Annotated in this window: 13 protein-coding genes; 2 read left to right on the top strand and 11 right to left on the bottom strand. The window is 41.1% G+C overall.

Translation table 11 applies throughout. The annotated features are described in order from the left end of the window. Window positions 1-62: 62 nt before the first annotated feature. Window positions 63-1,355: a M56 family metallopeptidase gene (locus QVP90_RS07685; RefSeq protein ID WP_021936090.1), complete on the bottom strand. Its 1,293-nt coding sequence runs from the start codon at window positions 1,353-1,355 to the stop codon at window positions 63-65. Between the two features lie 14 nt (window positions 1,356-1,369). Continuing rightward, a complete protein-coding gene (locus tag QVP90_RS07680; RefSeq protein ID WP_005931886.1) occupies window positions 1,370-1,732 on the bottom strand; it encodes a BlaI/MecI/CopY family transcriptional regulator in 363 nt (120 codons plus the stop codon). Window positions 1,733-1,918: 186 nt separating this feature from the next. Between QVP90_RS07680 and QVP90_RS07675 the strand changes: the two genes are divergently transcribed. Beyond that, complete coding sequence (locus QVP90_RS07675) at window positions 1,919-2,689, top strand: TrmH family RNA methyltransferase (RefSeq protein ID WP_021936089.1); 771 nt, start codon at window positions 1,919-1,921, stop codon at window positions 2,687-2,689. Here the strand turns inward: QVP90_RS07675 and QVP90_RS07670 are convergent. The 5 genes from QVP90_RS07670 to ileS all read right to left on the bottom strand — a co-directional run bounded on the left by QVP90_RS07670 (window position 2,634) and on the right by ileS (window position 8,543). After that, window positions 2,634-2,885 carry a hypothetical protein gene (locus QVP90_RS07670; protein WP_021936088.1) on the bottom strand — a complete coding sequence of 84 codons (252 nt, stop codon included), beginning with the start codon at window positions 2,883-2,885 and terminating at the stop codon, window positions 2,634-2,636. The two genes, QVP90_RS07675 and QVP90_RS07670, sit on opposite strands and share 56 nt — an antisense overlap. Continuing rightward, complete coding sequence (locus QVP90_RS07665; protein ID WP_021936087.1) at window positions 2,882-3,949, bottom strand: DUF4296 domain-containing protein; 1,068 nt, start codon at window positions 3,947-3,949, stop codon at window positions 2,882-2,884. Before QVP90_RS07665 ends, QVP90_RS07670 begins: the two co-directional genes overlap by 4 nt. Beyond that, window positions 3,946-4,590: a lipoprotein signal peptidase gene (locus QVP90_RS07660; RefSeq protein ID WP_021936086.1), complete on the bottom strand. Its 645-nt coding sequence runs from the start codon at window positions 4,588-4,590 to the stop codon at window positions 3,946-3,948. Before QVP90_RS07660 ends, QVP90_RS07665 begins: the two co-directional genes overlap by 4 nt. A 113-nt stretch (window positions 4,591-4,703) precedes the next feature. Next, entirely contained in the window at window positions 4,704-5,084 is a 381-nt protein-coding gene (locus QVP90_RS07655) for a TraR/DksA family transcriptional regulator (RefSeq protein ID WP_005931903.1), read from the bottom strand. A 33-nt stretch (window positions 5,085-5,117) separates the two neighbouring features. Then, the gene (ileS, locus tag QVP90_RS07650) at window positions 5,118-8,543 is read right to left on the bottom strand and encodes an isoleucine--tRNA ligase (protein WP_021936085.1); all 3,426 of its coding nucleotides are present in this window, start codon (window positions 8,541-8,543) and stop codon (window positions 5,118-5,120) included. A gap of 224 nt (window positions 8,544-8,767) precedes the next feature. Here ileS and QVP90_RS07645 point away from each other — a divergent pair, with 224 nt between their 5' ends. After that, entirely contained in the window at window positions 8,768-9,817 is a 1,050-nt protein-coding gene (locus QVP90_RS07645; RefSeq protein WP_021936084.1) for a DUF2776 domain-containing protein, read from the top strand. 89 nt (window positions 9,818-9,906) lie between these two features. On the opposite strand, the gene QVP90_RS07640 is transcribed toward QVP90_RS07645, so the two are convergent. From QVP90_RS07640 to QVP90_RS07625, 4 genes are all read right to left on the bottom strand, one after another. Continuing rightward, window positions 9,907-10,989, bottom strand: coding sequence for a linear amide C-N hydrolase (locus QVP90_RS07640; protein ID WP_021936083.1), 1,083 nt, complete (start codon window positions 10,987-10,989; stop codon window positions 9,907-9,909). Between the two features lie 166 nt (window positions 10,990-11,155). Further along, entirely contained in the window at window positions 11,156-11,401 is a 246-nt protein-coding gene (locus QVP90_RS07635; RefSeq protein WP_005931915.1) for an RNA recognition motif domain-containing protein, read from the bottom strand. Window positions 11,402-11,616: 215 nt separating this feature from the next. Continuing rightward, window positions 11,617-12,249 carry a peroxiredoxin gene (locus tag QVP90_RS07630; protein WP_005931918.1) on the bottom strand — a complete coding sequence of 211 codons (633 nt, stop codon included), beginning with the start codon at window positions 12,247-12,249 and terminating at the stop codon, window positions 11,617-11,619. A 110-nt stretch (window positions 12,250-12,359) separates the two neighbouring features. Beyond that, the gene (locus QVP90_RS07625; RefSeq protein ID WP_005931921.1) at window positions 12,360-13,892 is read right to left on the bottom strand and encodes a carbon-nitrogen hydrolase family protein; all 1,533 of its coding nucleotides are present in this window, start codon (window positions 13,890-13,892) and stop codon (window positions 12,360-12,362) included. Window positions 13,893-14,089: the final 197 nt, after the last annotated feature.

Below are 14,089 nucleotides of genomic sequence, written 5' to 3'. Positions count from 1 at the left end.
TTGTTTACAACCTCACAAGGGCGAACTATTGGTAATTTCAATGTTTTATCTCTGTCTGCCGCTTATTTCAGGCGGAACATGATGGGTACGGTATACTTCACACGTACTGTCTTGCCGTCCTGCATTCCCGGTTTCCATTTCGGCATTGTGTTGATTACACGTATGGCTTCCTGGTCCAATAAAGGATCGACTGCACGGACTACTTTGGCATCTTCGATGCTGCCGTCTGTATTAACAACGAATTGTACGACAACACGTCCTTGCATACCTGCATTTTCTGCTTCTTTCGGGTATTCGATGTTTTTTGCCAGATAGCTCATCAATGCCTTAACTCCTCCTGGAAACTCCGGCATTACTTCTACCATATCCAAAACTTCATCTTGAGTGTCGATTGTATCCGATTTCACTTCTGTCGGTACAAATTTCACATCCACTTTTTCTTCTTCCTTCGTTGCTTCCTCGGCAGTATTCGTACAGTTACTGAATAAAACTAATAAAGCGGCTACGGGGATAAACATCAGGTACTTGCTTTTCATGATGTTACGGGTTCTTTTTCTGTTTAACATTTTAATTCGGTTCTTTAAGGGTAATACACTAAAGTTATTATATAAATTTGCTGCAGCCAGTTGAGTATGTTCCAGTCCCAAAAGATGATATTGATAAGTCTTCTTGTCATATCCGTTTGCTATCACCTTTCTGTCTGCCAGATATTCGTGATTGATGCGCATTTCGCTTCGGATAAGCCAGGTGAACGGATTGATCCAGCAAATGATAATGGCAATCTGTGCCAATAAGATATCTGCCGAGTGGAGTTCACGCACATGTGTCTGTTCATGTACCAATATTTCTTTTATCTCTTTCACATTGTGCCTGTCCGGATGGATGTAAATCCATTTGAAGAAAGAATAAGGTTCTTGTTTTGCATCCGCCAGACATACGCGAATACCGTCTATTTCCGTTTTCTTACTGCGATGAAGTGTGATGCTGGTTTTCCAGATTTCCATCAATGTGCGTGTCAATAAGAATATTACTCCCGTTAGGTAAATACCCGCAAGAAGCATCATAGTCCACGAATAGACGGTAGGTTCGGTTACTACATTGCTGAAGACCGTTATTTCCGGCAATACCTTTTTATATAAAGTACTTACGACTTGTCCCGTGACACTGCCACTATCCGTTATTATCCAGTTGGAAAAATTGAGCAATGGATAAGTGAATGCGGTGATGTAAATCAATATCAGCATCAGCCTGCGTAAACCAAAAAATGTATCTTTACTAAACAGCAGTTTATAAAAGAGGTATAATACGGCTAATGCCACATTTACTTTGATAAAGTATAAAATGAAAAGTGTCATATTGCTGGCTTTATTTAGGATTCTTCATCTTCGATTATGTCAATAAGATCTTCCAGTTCTTTTTTACTGATTTTACGGTCCCGTACGAAGAATGAAACCATTTCCTTGTATGAACCTGTGAAGTAATTGCTGACCACTCCGCTCAGGAAGTATCTTTTGTAATCACTTTCTTTAATAACGGGGTGATACTGGATCGAATTACCGAGTTTGAAAGGAGACAGATATTCTTTCTTCTCCAGATTACGTACTACCGAAGCCACACTGGTATATGGTGGTTTAGGTGTGGGCATCTGATTTAATACATCTCTGATGAAACTGGGGCCTAACTTCCAAAAGTAAAGCATTACTTCTTCTTCCTGTTGTGTAAGTCTTTCCATTATTTTTGTATTTATTGTTGATAATCAATCTACTATTTTTAAACAAATCTACGAAGTTTAAATAGATAGTATATATTTATCGTTATAAATATTGTTAATCATAAGAAAATAGTTATAGAAAAAGAAGTAAGAGTAAGAGGAATATTGCGAATATCTTTATAGCTTTGCCGTAAATAAGGAATGCATATGTTATCATTAAGCAAAAATAAGATCAAGTATATCCGTTCATTGGAACAGAAAAAGATTCGCAAGGAAGAGAAAGTTTTCTTAGCCGAGGGTCCTAAGCTGGTCGGTGATTTGTTAGGTTGCTTCTCTTGTCGTTTTTTGGCAGCTACCTCTTCCTGGCTGCGAGAGCATCCGTCGGTTGTGGCAAACGAGGTGGTAGAGGTCAGCCAGGACGATTTATCGCGTGCCAGCCTTTTGAAAACGCCGCAGCAAGTACTTGCCATATTTGGACAGCCCGAATACTCTATAGATAGAACTGTTTTTCAAAATTCCCTTTGTCTTGCTTTGGACGATGTTCAAGATCCGGGTAACTTAGGAACAATTATCCGTTTGGCCGATTGGTTTGGGATAGAGCATATATTCTGTTCGCCCAATACGGTGGATGTATACAATCCTAAGACCGTACAGGCTACTATGGGCGGGATAGCCCGTGTTAAAGTGTCTTATACTCCCCTGCCCGATCTGATTCGTTCACTTGCTGATCTTCCTGTTTATGGTACTTTTCTGGATGGAGAAAACATGTATGAACAGCAATTATCCCGTAATGGACTGATTGTAATGGGAAACGAGGGAAATGGAATCAGCAAAGAAATAGAAACATTGATTAACCGGAAATTGTACATTCCTAACTATCCGCAAGAGCGTGAAACCTCCGAGTCACTTAATGTAGCGATTGCTACGGCAATCGTTTGCGCTGAGTTCCGGCGACAGGCTGCATCGTTTGGAAATTGAAAGGGTATAGAAGATAGGCACGAAGTTTTCCTTTTTCCGGAACTAATTCTATAACACCGGGCATCCACTCTACTGATTCTATTTCTTCTGTGAGGGGGAAGAAATTTACGACATATTCTTCTTCCACCTCTATTACGTGTTGTTTCAGAAATCCGGTATCCGGTACATATAAATAATGGGAAGCGAAACGTTTCATTGTTGTACTTGCTTCTGCAAGCGGCGGCGTTGGTTCATTTGCCGATCCTGCTTTAATTCTAACTTTTCTGTCTGTATATGCTTCTTTTCTACTTTAAGCTGCTCCGGTTTTACCTCCTCCCGTTGCTGATTACTACGACGGCGATTCATTTCCTCCGGACTAAGTCTCTGTGGATGTTGCAAATTTGTCTTTACTGCATCTGTGTTCTCTTCGGGAGCTTTTTCTTTTTCCTCTTTGGTGGTATCCAGTTTAGGAGTATCGCTGTTTTGCAATGAATCATTCAATGCTTTCAGGGTATCGTTAGAGTGATAGCGCATCAATGTTATTTGATCGAGTACTAAAGTCTGAGGTGTTTTTTCTCTTGGGTAATATATGAACCCCTTCACCTCTTTGATAGCTCCTAAGGTATCCGATTGTAAACAGATACTTTGTATACCGGAATTTACTACTTTTTGAGTTCCACTGATAATACTGTCGTTTTCAAATAGGATTTGCATGGCCATCAAAGCGGCTAAAGTCGTGTCCGGTCCATTTTCAAGGAACTGATAACGCACTTTCCATATCAATGTGTCACGTTCTTTGAAATTACTGTCCGAAGGCAATACAAAGGTCAGTTTGTCGTCTGTAGGCATCCCCGTCAGTCGTTTCATACGCTGCCATGCCCATACGTCGATACTGTCTCCGGGAGCAGATGTCATCGGTTTTTTATCACGTATGGCAATCAACTGGTTTATTGCGTTTTGCTGTGTTTTCAGTCTTTTGCTTACTTTCTCATATACTTTAGCTAAAACTTCCATATTACGTGTATACCATACCATTGATGAATCGAAAACTGCTTTAGTCGTACCGTATTTATTGAATACGGCATCCGTATACAGCACTTTCTTGTAATTTTCATTATATGGCAAGTTGTCTCCCATTGCTTTGGCAATGTGATAATCATACAACAGATTTTCCATTGTTGATTCCGGAAGAACCTCACTGGGTCTTTTCACCTTACAACCTGTTGCAAATATTATCAGCAAGCATAGGATACACCATTGAAACCGGAAGTCTTTTTTCATTTTCTGTCTTCGTCTTTTTTTCCGTGTGAGTGGTAAGACTCGTTCAGATATTTGCTATAAAAAAGAAGCAGCGCAATGATACCACAACTGATGGCGGCATCGGCAAAGTTGAATATAGGGCTGAAGAATATGAAGTGCTCCCCACCTACAAACGGCATCCAAGTGGGCCAGGTGGTGTCGATTATCGGGAAATAGAACATGTCTACCACTTTACCATAAAACCAAGTGGAATATCCTCCTCCTTCGGGCATAAAGCCGGCAATTTGCGAATGGGTGCTTTCATTAAAGATTACCCCATAGAATACACTGTCGATAATGTTCCCTAATGCTCCGGTCAGAATTAATGAAACACAAATGATATAACCGGTTTTGAATCCCCTTTTTACTATTTTATAAAGATACCAGCCAATTAAAGCGACTGCAACAATACGGAAGGTGGTGAGGAATAGTTTCCCGAAGATTTCCATACCGAATGCCATGCCATTGTTTTCAGTGAAATAGATATAAAACCAATCGGTGATGCGGATGCTTTCGTGCCAATACATGTGGGTTTTAATCCAGATTTTGATAATCTGATCTATAATCAGCACTGAAAAGATGACGAGCAGGGCTATCTGTCCTTTCGTAAGTAGTTTTTTCATTTTTGTTGAGTACAAGTTATATAAGTAACGGGTTATAAGTCACAAGCTACAAGTACCCTATCGTTTTATTATATACGGCGACTTGTAGCTTGTAGCTCCTGACTCGTTGCTAATTATTTCTTTCCACTGTTTTTAGCTTCAATGCTCAGTGTAGCATGAGGCACAGCGCGGAGACGTTCTGCCGGAATTAGTTTACCCGTTTCACGGCAAATGCCATAGGTTTTGTTTTCAATACGGACAAGTGCTGCCTGTAAACCTTGGATAAACTTCAACTGACGTTGTGCCAAACGAGTTGTTTCTTCTTTTGATAATGTATTGGCTCCTTCTTCCAATACTTTATATGTGGGCGATGTATCGTCTGTATCGTTTCCATCAAGGCCCATAAGACTCATTTTCAACTGGTCATAGTCACGTTGCGCCAACTCCAGTTTCTCCATAATAATGGCACGGAATTCTTCAAGTTCCGCATCTGAATATCTTGTCTTTTCTGCCATAATCTTGTTTTTTTAAAGTTATTAGTATTAGAGTTATTCTTTCACTACATTGACAAGCAAAGAGAAGTCGTCGAAATTCAACTCCGTACCCTCTTTTACTTCGTCTGCCAAATCAAGGGATGTTCCCAAAACTTGGTTACAAATATAGTCTTTATATTCGTTTACTGCATCATCCGTTTGCAGATTTTTAGATATTGTTATTCTTATCTTATCGGTTATCTCAAAACCGTTTGACTTACGAATATTCTGTATACGGTTCACCAATTCACGGGCAATGCCCTCACGACGAAGTTCTTCGGTTACGGTAACTTCCAAGGCAACAGTCAGTTTTCCTTCATTGGCAACCAACCATCCCGGAATGTCTTCACTGAAGATTTCTACATCCGACGCTTCGATGATGGCTTCCGCTCCATCCAGATTCAGCGTATATTTGCCGTTCTTTTCCAGTTCGGCGATGGCTTCCTGTGACATTTCCGCTACGGCTGCTGCTACGGCTTTCATCTGTTTTCCAAACTTAGGGCCGAGTTTTTTGAAGTCACATTTCACTTTCTTTATCAGTACACCGGCAGCACCGTCTACGAATTTGACATCTTTTACGTTTACTTCGTTCATGATCAATGCTTTCACGGCTTCTATGTGAGCTTTTTGTTCTTCATCTACTACCGGAATCATGATACATTGTAACGGTTGGCGTACTTTGATATTCACTTTCCGACGTAGTGCCAATACCATGGAAGTTACGTCTTGTGCCATTTGCATACGGGCTTCCAACGCCTTGTCTATCATTTCCTCTTTGTATTCGGGGAATTTGGCAAGATGAATGGAAACAACCGTGTCGCGCCCGGTTGCAGAGATCAGATCGCCATACAAACGGTCGGCATAGAACGGTGCGATAGGCGCCATCAGTTTGGCGACGGTTTCCAGACAGGTATATAATGTCTGATAAGCCGACAGCTTATCTTGCGTAAACTCGCCGCCCCAGAAACGTTTGCGGTTCAGGCGGACATACCAGTTAGACAAATTGTCGTTTACAAAGTCGGAAATCAGGCGTCCTGCTTTTGTTGGCTCATATTCGTTGTAGCAAGTATCCACTTCTTTGATCAGCGTATTCAATACCGAAAGAATCCAACGGTCGATTTCCGGACGTGACTCCATCGGAACGTCTGCTTCTTTATATTCGAATCCGTCTACATTGGCATACAATGCAAAGAATGAATACGTGTTATACAATGTACCGAAGAACTTACGGCGCACCTCTTCAATGCCATCCATATCGAACTTCAGATTATCCCATGGAGAAGAATTCGTAATCATATACCAACGCAATGGGTCGGAACCGTATTTCTCGATCGTAGAGAACGGATCGACGGCATTGCCCAAACGTTTGGACATTTTATTACCGTTCTTATCCAATACCAGACCGTTGGAAATAACAGCCTTATAAGATACACTGTCGAATACCATTGTCGCAATGGCGTGCAGAGTGAAGAACCACCCGCGTGTCTGATCCACTCCTTCCGCAATGAAATCGGCAGGATATACCTGATGGCTGTCCAGCAATTCTTTGTTTTCGAACGGATAATGAATTTGTGCATACGGCATTGCACCGGAATCAAACCATACATCGATAAGGTCCGTCTCGCGTTTCATCGGCTTTCCGTCTTTTGACACGAGGATGATGTCGTCTACATAAGGACGGTGCAGGTCGATCTTATCGTAATTTTCATCTGTATAAAGCCCAGGTATGAATCCTTTGTCTTTATAAGGGTTCGATTTCATGAATCCGGCAGCTACCGACTTTTCTATTTCATTATATAATTCTTCAACAGATTCGATACATATTTCATCACTGTTGTCTTCTGTACGCCAGATCGGAAGTGGAGTCCCCCAATAACGGGAACGACTCAAATTCCAGTCATTCAGATTCTCCAGCCATTTGCCAAAACGTCCGATACCGGTTGATTCGGGTTTCCAGTTGATCGTTTTGTTCAGTTCTATCATACGCTCTTTGCAAGCGGTAGAACGAATAAACCAGCTATCCAACGGATAGTAAAGTACCGGTTTGTCTGTACGCCAGCAATGCGGATAATTGTGTACATGCTTCTCAATCTTAAATGCCAGATTATTGGCTTTCATCATCATGCAGATACTTATATCCAGAGTTTCGTCCTGATCAGTCAGATTCGGATCGTATGCGTTCTTCACGAAGCGTCCTGCATATTCTTTGTATAATTCTACGTTAACACGCTCTTTTACAAATGTTTCATCCAGTTCGTCTAAAGTATAGAATTTACCGGTAAGGTCCACCATCGGACGGAGTTCACCTTTCTTATTGATCAACTGCAAGGGAGGAACTCCGGCAGCTTTGGCTACTTGAGCATCGTCTGCACCGAATGTCGGGGCGATATGTACGATACCTGTACCGTCTTCAGTCGTTACGTAATCACCCGAGATGACACGGAATGCACCTTCACCCGGATTCACCCATGGGATAAGTTGTTCATATTCCATTCCTACGAGGTCGGGTCCTTTGTATTCGGCAATCACTTTGAATGGAACCAGTTTGTCTCCCTGCTTATAATCTTCCAGTTTCAGATCAGCAGCTTTGGGATTGAAATGGGTATTCAGTAACGCCTTTGCCAATACTACCGTGATGGGTTGCCCTGTATAGGCGTTGTAAGATTGTACGGCTACATAATCGATTTTCGGACCTACACACAATGCTGTGTTTGATGGTAAAGTCCATGGAGTGGTAGTCCACGCGAGGAAGTATGGAGTTCCCCATTCGGTCATTTCCGGCTTCGGGTTTTTCATTTTGAATTGTGCCACGACGGTCGTATCTTTTACATCGCGATAGCAACCAGGTTGGTTCAGCTCGTGCGAACTCAAGCCTGTTCCGGCAGCCGGAGAATAAGGTTGGATAGTATATCCTTTATATAGGAATCCTTTCTTATGCATTTGTTTCAGTAGCCACCACAATGTTTCGATGTAGCGATTATCGTATGTGATATACGGGTGTTTCATATCCACCCAATATCCCATTTGGTGAGTAAGGTCCTCCCACTCTTTCGTGAATTTCATCACGTCCTTGCGGCAGGCAGCATTGTATTCCGCTACAGAAATCTTTTTGCCGATATCCTCTTTGGTGATACCCATTGCTTTTTCCACACCTAACTCTACAGGCAGTCCGTGTGTATCCCATCCGGCTTTACGCTTTACCTGATAGCCTTTCATCGTTTTGTAGCGGCAGAAAATATCTTTTATAGAGCGAGCCATCACGTGGTGAATGCCCGGCATACCATTAGCTGATGGAGGACCTTCGTAGAAAACAAACGAAGGGCAGCCTTCACGTTCTGTCATACTCTTGGCGAAAACCTGGTTTTCGTCCCATTTTTTCAATACGTCCTTGTTTACCTGTGAAAGGTCGAACTGTGAATACTCGGCGAACTTCTTGCTCATGACTATATCTCGATTTTTACTATTTACAATTAAGACTGGAGGTACCCTCCTTATTTTAAGGGTGCAAATGTACAAAAACATTCGTTTTCATACAAGAAAAGGCTTTTTAATTTCAATCGGTAGAAAGGTGTCTCTTGTGAAAAGACCCAAAAAGGAAGAATAATTCAAAAACAAATAACGTTAAACCTTGTTTTACAGGGAAATTTAAAAACTATATTAAGGATATGAATTACGGTATAAGTGTATTATTCAGAGCCATTCCGTTGATAATGGCTCTGTTCTGTTTCGGATACGGAACATTTATTTATGTATTGGGAGACGACCCTAACCGCTTGGTGGCAGGCCCTGTTGTATTCTCATTAGGTATGATTTGTATTGCACTTTTTGCAACGGCGGCCACTATCATACGCCAGATTATTCATACGTATGGACGAAACTCCAAATATGCTTTGCCAATTATCGGTTATCTGGCTGCTGTGGTTACCATTATTTCCGGTATAGTTATTTTTTCTTCAGCAAATAGCCCCTCCTCTTTCGTTGCCGGACATGTGGTGGCCGGAGTGGGATTAATCACTGTTTGTGTGGCAACTGCCGCTACTTCTTCTACCCGCTTTTCTTTAATTCCTGCCAACGCGAAAGATACCGGACATGATGTTCCGCAAAATGCATTTACTGCCGGACAAGAGCGGGTATTGAAAGGCATAGCGGTTATCGCGTCTGCTGCTGCCTGGATATGGGCATTTGTTTTATTGGGACAAAGTGAAATACATGTTGCTTATTTTGTTGCCGGGCATGTAATGATAGGGCTGGCGTGCATTTGTACCAGTCTTATTGCGTTGGTTGCCACCATTGCCCGCCAAGTACGAAATGTATATTCGGCAACGGAACGTAACAGATGGCCTAAACTGGTATTATTGATGGGGACGGTTTCCCTTGTTTGGGGAGTATTCGTTGTTTTTGCGGATTCCAGTTCAACGAATGGAGTTATCGGTTTCATTATGGTCGGCTTAGGCTTAGTCTGTTATAGTATTTCAAGTAAGGTCATTCTGCTGGCAAAAATATGGAGACATGAATTCAAGTTATCCAATCGTATTCCTATCATTCCCATACTGACTGCATTAACCTGTTTGTTCTTAGCCGCTTTTGCATTTGAACTCGGTACAATTCATGAAGACTATTTTATACCTGCGCGTGTGTTAACCGGTTTGGGAGCCATCTGTTTCACTCTGTTTTCAATAGTCAGTATCCTGGAGAGCGGAACATCGTCTAAATAATGTTGTAGTACAAAAAGAAAGGTACGGATGATCGCAAACAACTGAATTGTATTTGCGATCATCCGTGCCGTTACAAACAACTGAAATATTTATTTTATTTTTATTGTTTCTACAGGTTGTTGTTTTGCGATGTCCATTGGCTTTGCCTGATAATGGACTTTGGTAAAATCGATTGTATTGAGATCGATACTACGGATTGCGCTATTATACATTGTGCGAAAATAGATTATCCGGTTTGTCATATTTGTGGCTGAAGTCCATTGCGTTGCGCTGGGTATGTCACAGGGAACTTCTCCCGGTTTAAACTCTATTCCTACGGGAATGTCGAAATTATTCAGAATTTGAAAACACTGGAGAACTGTTTTCAGAGGAGTGTCTTGTTGTGGAGCCGAAGTTTGATAGAAAGCGGCACGCACAAAACGTGACGGAGGAGTAACATCACCGGGAATACCTAAAAAGCCGCTTCCTGCACCAAAAGAGGATAATTCAATGTTTCCTAAATGTTGTGCGGGAGCTGTACCCGGGAACAGGTTGACATAATTATTAAGATTGGTAAGTTGCCATTCGAAACCGGGAGAGTTTGTAAGTACACCTAACTTGTTCTCGTAAAACTCGGGAACTCCGTTAATGATTTCAAGTACTAATTGATGGCCTGAAGTATCGGTAAATCGCCAATGAACGGTTGATGCACGTGGGTCGATGTTGATAATGCGAACCTTTTTAACGGCTTCTTTTACTTCATCCACCGTCTTGCATTTTCCCAATATCCAGGAAACGAGTTGCAGGTCGGATATGCTTTTCTCTTTTTCTGTAAAATCGTAATCCTGATATTTGCCATAATTGGGAAAATAAAATAATCCGGCAGAAAGCCCCACTTCATTTAGTCCTTCGGCAACAAAATCTTTTTGTTCGACAGCAAATCCTACGTATCCATAGCGGGATGTGAAAGTCATACCATTCATTCCGTCGGGAGTATATGACTGCTCGGTATGTCCTCGGGGTACGATGACGTACTGGCTGTTCAGATTACTTCCGCCCCATTCGATGGTACGGGCTACAATGGTGGTTTCCCCTTTACTTTTTAGAGTTATGCCTGTACAGGCCTTTGTTGGAAGAGAATAAATGAATTGGCCGGCAATGGCCACTAATACAACTGATAGCTTTGTTTTCATGTTTACCTTTTTTTTTAATAAACAAATGGGAAAAATATATGTTCGGTTGGATTTATAACTTTTAGTGGAAGACTGGAAAGGGAAAATTAAAGCAGATTCTAAAAAACAGCGAGGGGATGTATTTTCACAAATACATCCCCTCGGCAATTAATTTTATATAAATGGATTAGTTGCGAGGCAAAGCTTCTTTTACTACCATTGCGCGGCCTTCATATTCGGCACCATTCAGTTCTGAAATAACGTTCTTAGCTTCAGCATCGTTCGGCATTTCAACAAATGCGAATCCTTTAGATTTACGAGTGTCGCGGTCGATAATCAGTTTTACTGAATCTACTGTTCCATACTCTTCCATTACTTGTCTCAGATCAGCTTCCTTAACACGATAGCTAAGGTTTCCAATGTACATGTTCATAAAATACAAAAAATAAAAATTGATAAATAAAATTAGAAACAAGAGAAGTTTGAAATTAGATCTGAAATTCGACTGATTAGGTAGAAAGAAAGAGTAAAATAAAACAATCCTTTGTTTTCGGTTACAAATAACGTTATAATATTTGGATTCTCAACTATAAAAGAGCATTTATTTTTCAATAAACGCCCTTTTTCTTACAATTTCTTTTTTATTGGTCAATGCTTGCTTAAATAATCGGCTACTCCGTCTTCGGTGGCTTTCATGGCATCTTTACCTTTTGACCAGTTGGCCGGGCAAACTTCACCATATTCTTCGAAGTGCTGTAAAGCGTCTACCATACGTAAAACTTCATCCACATTACGTCCTAACGGGAGGTCGTTGATGACGCAATGACGTATGACACCTTCTTTGTCGATGAGAAATAATCCACGGAAGGCAACCGGAGCTCCGTCGCATATCCAATTACCGTTTTCATCGGGAGCATAGCTTCCTGCCAATACTCCGTAGCTTTCGGAAATCGATTTGGAGAAATCAGATACGATAGGATATTTCACACCTTGAATGCCACCTTCATTTTTGGGCATTTGCAACCATGAGAAGTGCGAATATTCAGAGTCTACCGAGCAACCGACCAAAGCTACATTACGTTTTTCAAATTCAGCAAGTTTCTCTTGAAAGGCATGCAATTCTGTAGGACATACGAAAGTAAAGTCCATCGGATAAAAGAAAAATACTACATATTTTTTTCCTTTATACCGGTCCAATGAGAAATTCTGAACGATTTCATGCCCATTGATTACAGCCGTGGCATTAAATTTCGGCGCTTGTTTTCCAATTAATGATCTCATAATGATCTATTTTTAGATGTTATTTAATGATTTGTATTGAAAAACAAAGCATCGTCAATCTTTGTTCATCGGTCAAAGATTAACGATGCATAATATTTTCGTAATAGCTGTTATTTCTTGAACCGCACTTCGTACAAATCACTTCTCCGATCTTTCAAATTGCGTACACTGCCGTATGTATGCAATTCATTCAGTAAGTCGAGATCTACATCCGATACAAGAATCATTTCGGTGTTGGGAGTTGCTTCGGCCCTTTTGCCATCTGTCGGGAAAGCAAAGTCGCAAGGAGTGAAGACTCCTGATTGTGCATATTGGATATCCATGTTGTGGACCCTCGGCAGATTGCCCACACTACCGGCAATAACCACGAAGCATTCGTTTTCTATGGCACGGGCCTGTGCACAAACCCGGACGCGTGAATAGGCATTCTGTGTATCGGTAAGGAAAGGGACGAATAATATTTGCATTCCTTGATCTGCCATCAAGCGGGATAACTCCGGAAATTCAACATCATAACAGATTAATACGCCTATTTTAGCGCAATCCGTATCGAATGTCTGCAATATTTTGCCACCACTCAATCCCCAACTTTTCATTTCATCGGGAGTTACATGCAACTTTTCATACATCTCGTAGCTACCATCGCGGCGGCAGAGATATCCTACATTATAGAGTAAGCCGTCTTCTTTGATTATCGGCATACTACCGGTGATGATGTTAATGTTGTAACTGATTGCCAGTTTGATAAACCGTTCTCGTATTTCCTGAGTATATTCAGCCAATCCACGGATGGCTTGTGATTCTCCTTTGTCATTAAATCTTGCCATTAACGGTGCATTAAAATACTCCGGAAACAATACAAAGTCACTTTTGTAGTCGGATACGGAATCTACAAAAAATTCCACTTGCTCGAATAGGTCGTCCAAACTGTTGTAACTACGCATCTGCCATTGTACAAGCCCGACGCGAACGGTTGTTTTAGGTGATATATACTCTTGTGTAGGAGCTTGATAATAGATATTATCCCATTGTAGAAGGCAGGCAAAGTGTTTGGATTCCTCATCGTTTGGCAGGTAATTTTTCATGACTTTTCGTACGTGGAAGTCATTGGATAACTGAAATGTAAGTACAGGATCGTATATTTCTTTTTGCCGCACCTTATCAATGTATTCTTTCGGCCGTATTTTGTCGGCATATTTGTGATAGTTCGGAATACGTCCGCCGAACATGATGGCCTTCAGATTCAGTGTTTCGCATAGTTCCTTGCGGTATTCGTACATACGGCGTGCCAGTCGCAGTCCCCGGTAATCGGGGTGGATAAACACTTCAATGCCATAAAGGATATTACCGTCGGGATTGTGCGTGTCGAAAGTTTCCTTTCCGGTCACTTGTGCATAGGTATGGTCGTTTTTCACTTTATCATAGTCAAGGATGATCGAAAGTGCACAGCCCACTATTTTTTCGTCAACCACTGTCACAATCTGGCCTTCCGGGAAAATTTTGATAAGTTTTTCAATTTGTTTATGTGTCCAGAATACATCACTTCCGTCAGAATATACACGTTTGAATGACTGGGAGAGTTGGGTATAATCTTCTATTTGCAGATTTCGAATTTGTACTTTATTAATTTTAAGAGACTCCATAATAATAAGATTATTTAAAAAAGATGTTGCAAAGGTAAAGTTTATCTATATAAGTTGTTTTAAAAGGATAGGGCTTTTAATTTTTTATGTTGTGTTTGCATATTGTTTATAAACGAAGCAGTCGCCTATCACTGTCAAAAAATACTTTGAACAGAGATAAGCGACCGTTTCATTTATATATTCCTATTTTAGCCGGC

It is taken from the genome of Bacteroides sp. CAG:189, assembly GCF_000432295.1.
Taxonomy (GTDB): Bacteria; Bacteroidota; Bacteroidia; order Bacteroidales; family Bacteroidaceae; genus Bacteroides; species Bacteroides salyersiae.
The sequence above is the reverse complement of the archived record's forward strand: the minus strand, read 5'-3'. Positions and strand labels throughout refer to the sequence as shown.

Coding starts and splice junctions, on each gene's coding strand:
- QVP90_RS07625 (WP_005931921.1), bottom strand. CDS start 13,892: ATGGAGTCTCTTAAAATTAATAAAGTACAAATTCGAAATCTGCAAATA.
- QVP90_RS07635 (WP_005931915.1), bottom strand. CDS start 11,401: ATGAACATGTACATTGGAAACCTTAGCTATCGTGTTAAGGAAGCTGAT.
- QVP90_RS07670 (WP_021936088.1), bottom strand. CDS start 2,885: ATGAAACGTTTCGCTTCCCATTATTTATATGTACCGGATACCGGATTT.
- QVP90_RS07665 (WP_021936087.1), bottom strand. CDS start 3,949: ATGAAAAAAGACTTCCGGTTTCAATGGTGTATCCTATGCTTGCTGATA.
- QVP90_RS07675 (WP_021936089.1), top strand. CDS start 1,919: ATGTTATCATTAAGCAAAAATAAGATCAAGTATATCCGTTCATTGGAA.
- QVP90_RS07640 (WP_021936083.1), bottom strand. CDS start 10,989: ATGAAAACAAAGCTATCAGTTGTATTAGTGGCCATTGCCGGCCAATTC.
- QVP90_RS07660 (WP_021936086.1), bottom strand. CDS start 4,590: ATGAAAAAACTACTTACGAAAGGACAGATAGCCCTGCTCGTCATCTTT.
- QVP90_RS07685 (WP_021936090.1), bottom strand. CDS start 1,355: ATGACACTTTTCATTTTATACTTTATCAAAGTAAATGTGGCATTAGCC.
- QVP90_RS07655 (WP_005931903.1), bottom strand. CDS start 5,084: ATGGCAGAAAAGACAAGATATTCAGATGCGGAACTTGAAGAATTCCGT.
- QVP90_RS07680 (WP_005931886.1), bottom strand. CDS start 1,732: ATGGAAAGACTTACACAACAGGAAGAAGAAGTAATGCTTTACTTTTGG.
- ileS (WP_021936085.1), bottom strand. CDS start 8,543: ATGAGCAAGAAGTTCGCCGAGTATTCACAGTTCGACCTTTCACAGGTA.
- QVP90_RS07645 (WP_021936084.1), top strand. CDS start 8,768: ATGAATTACGGTATAAGTGTATTATTCAGAGCCATTCCGTTGATAATG.
- QVP90_RS07630 (WP_005931918.1), bottom strand. CDS start 12,249: ATGAGATCATTAATTGGAAAACAAGCGCCGAAATTTAATGCCACGGCT.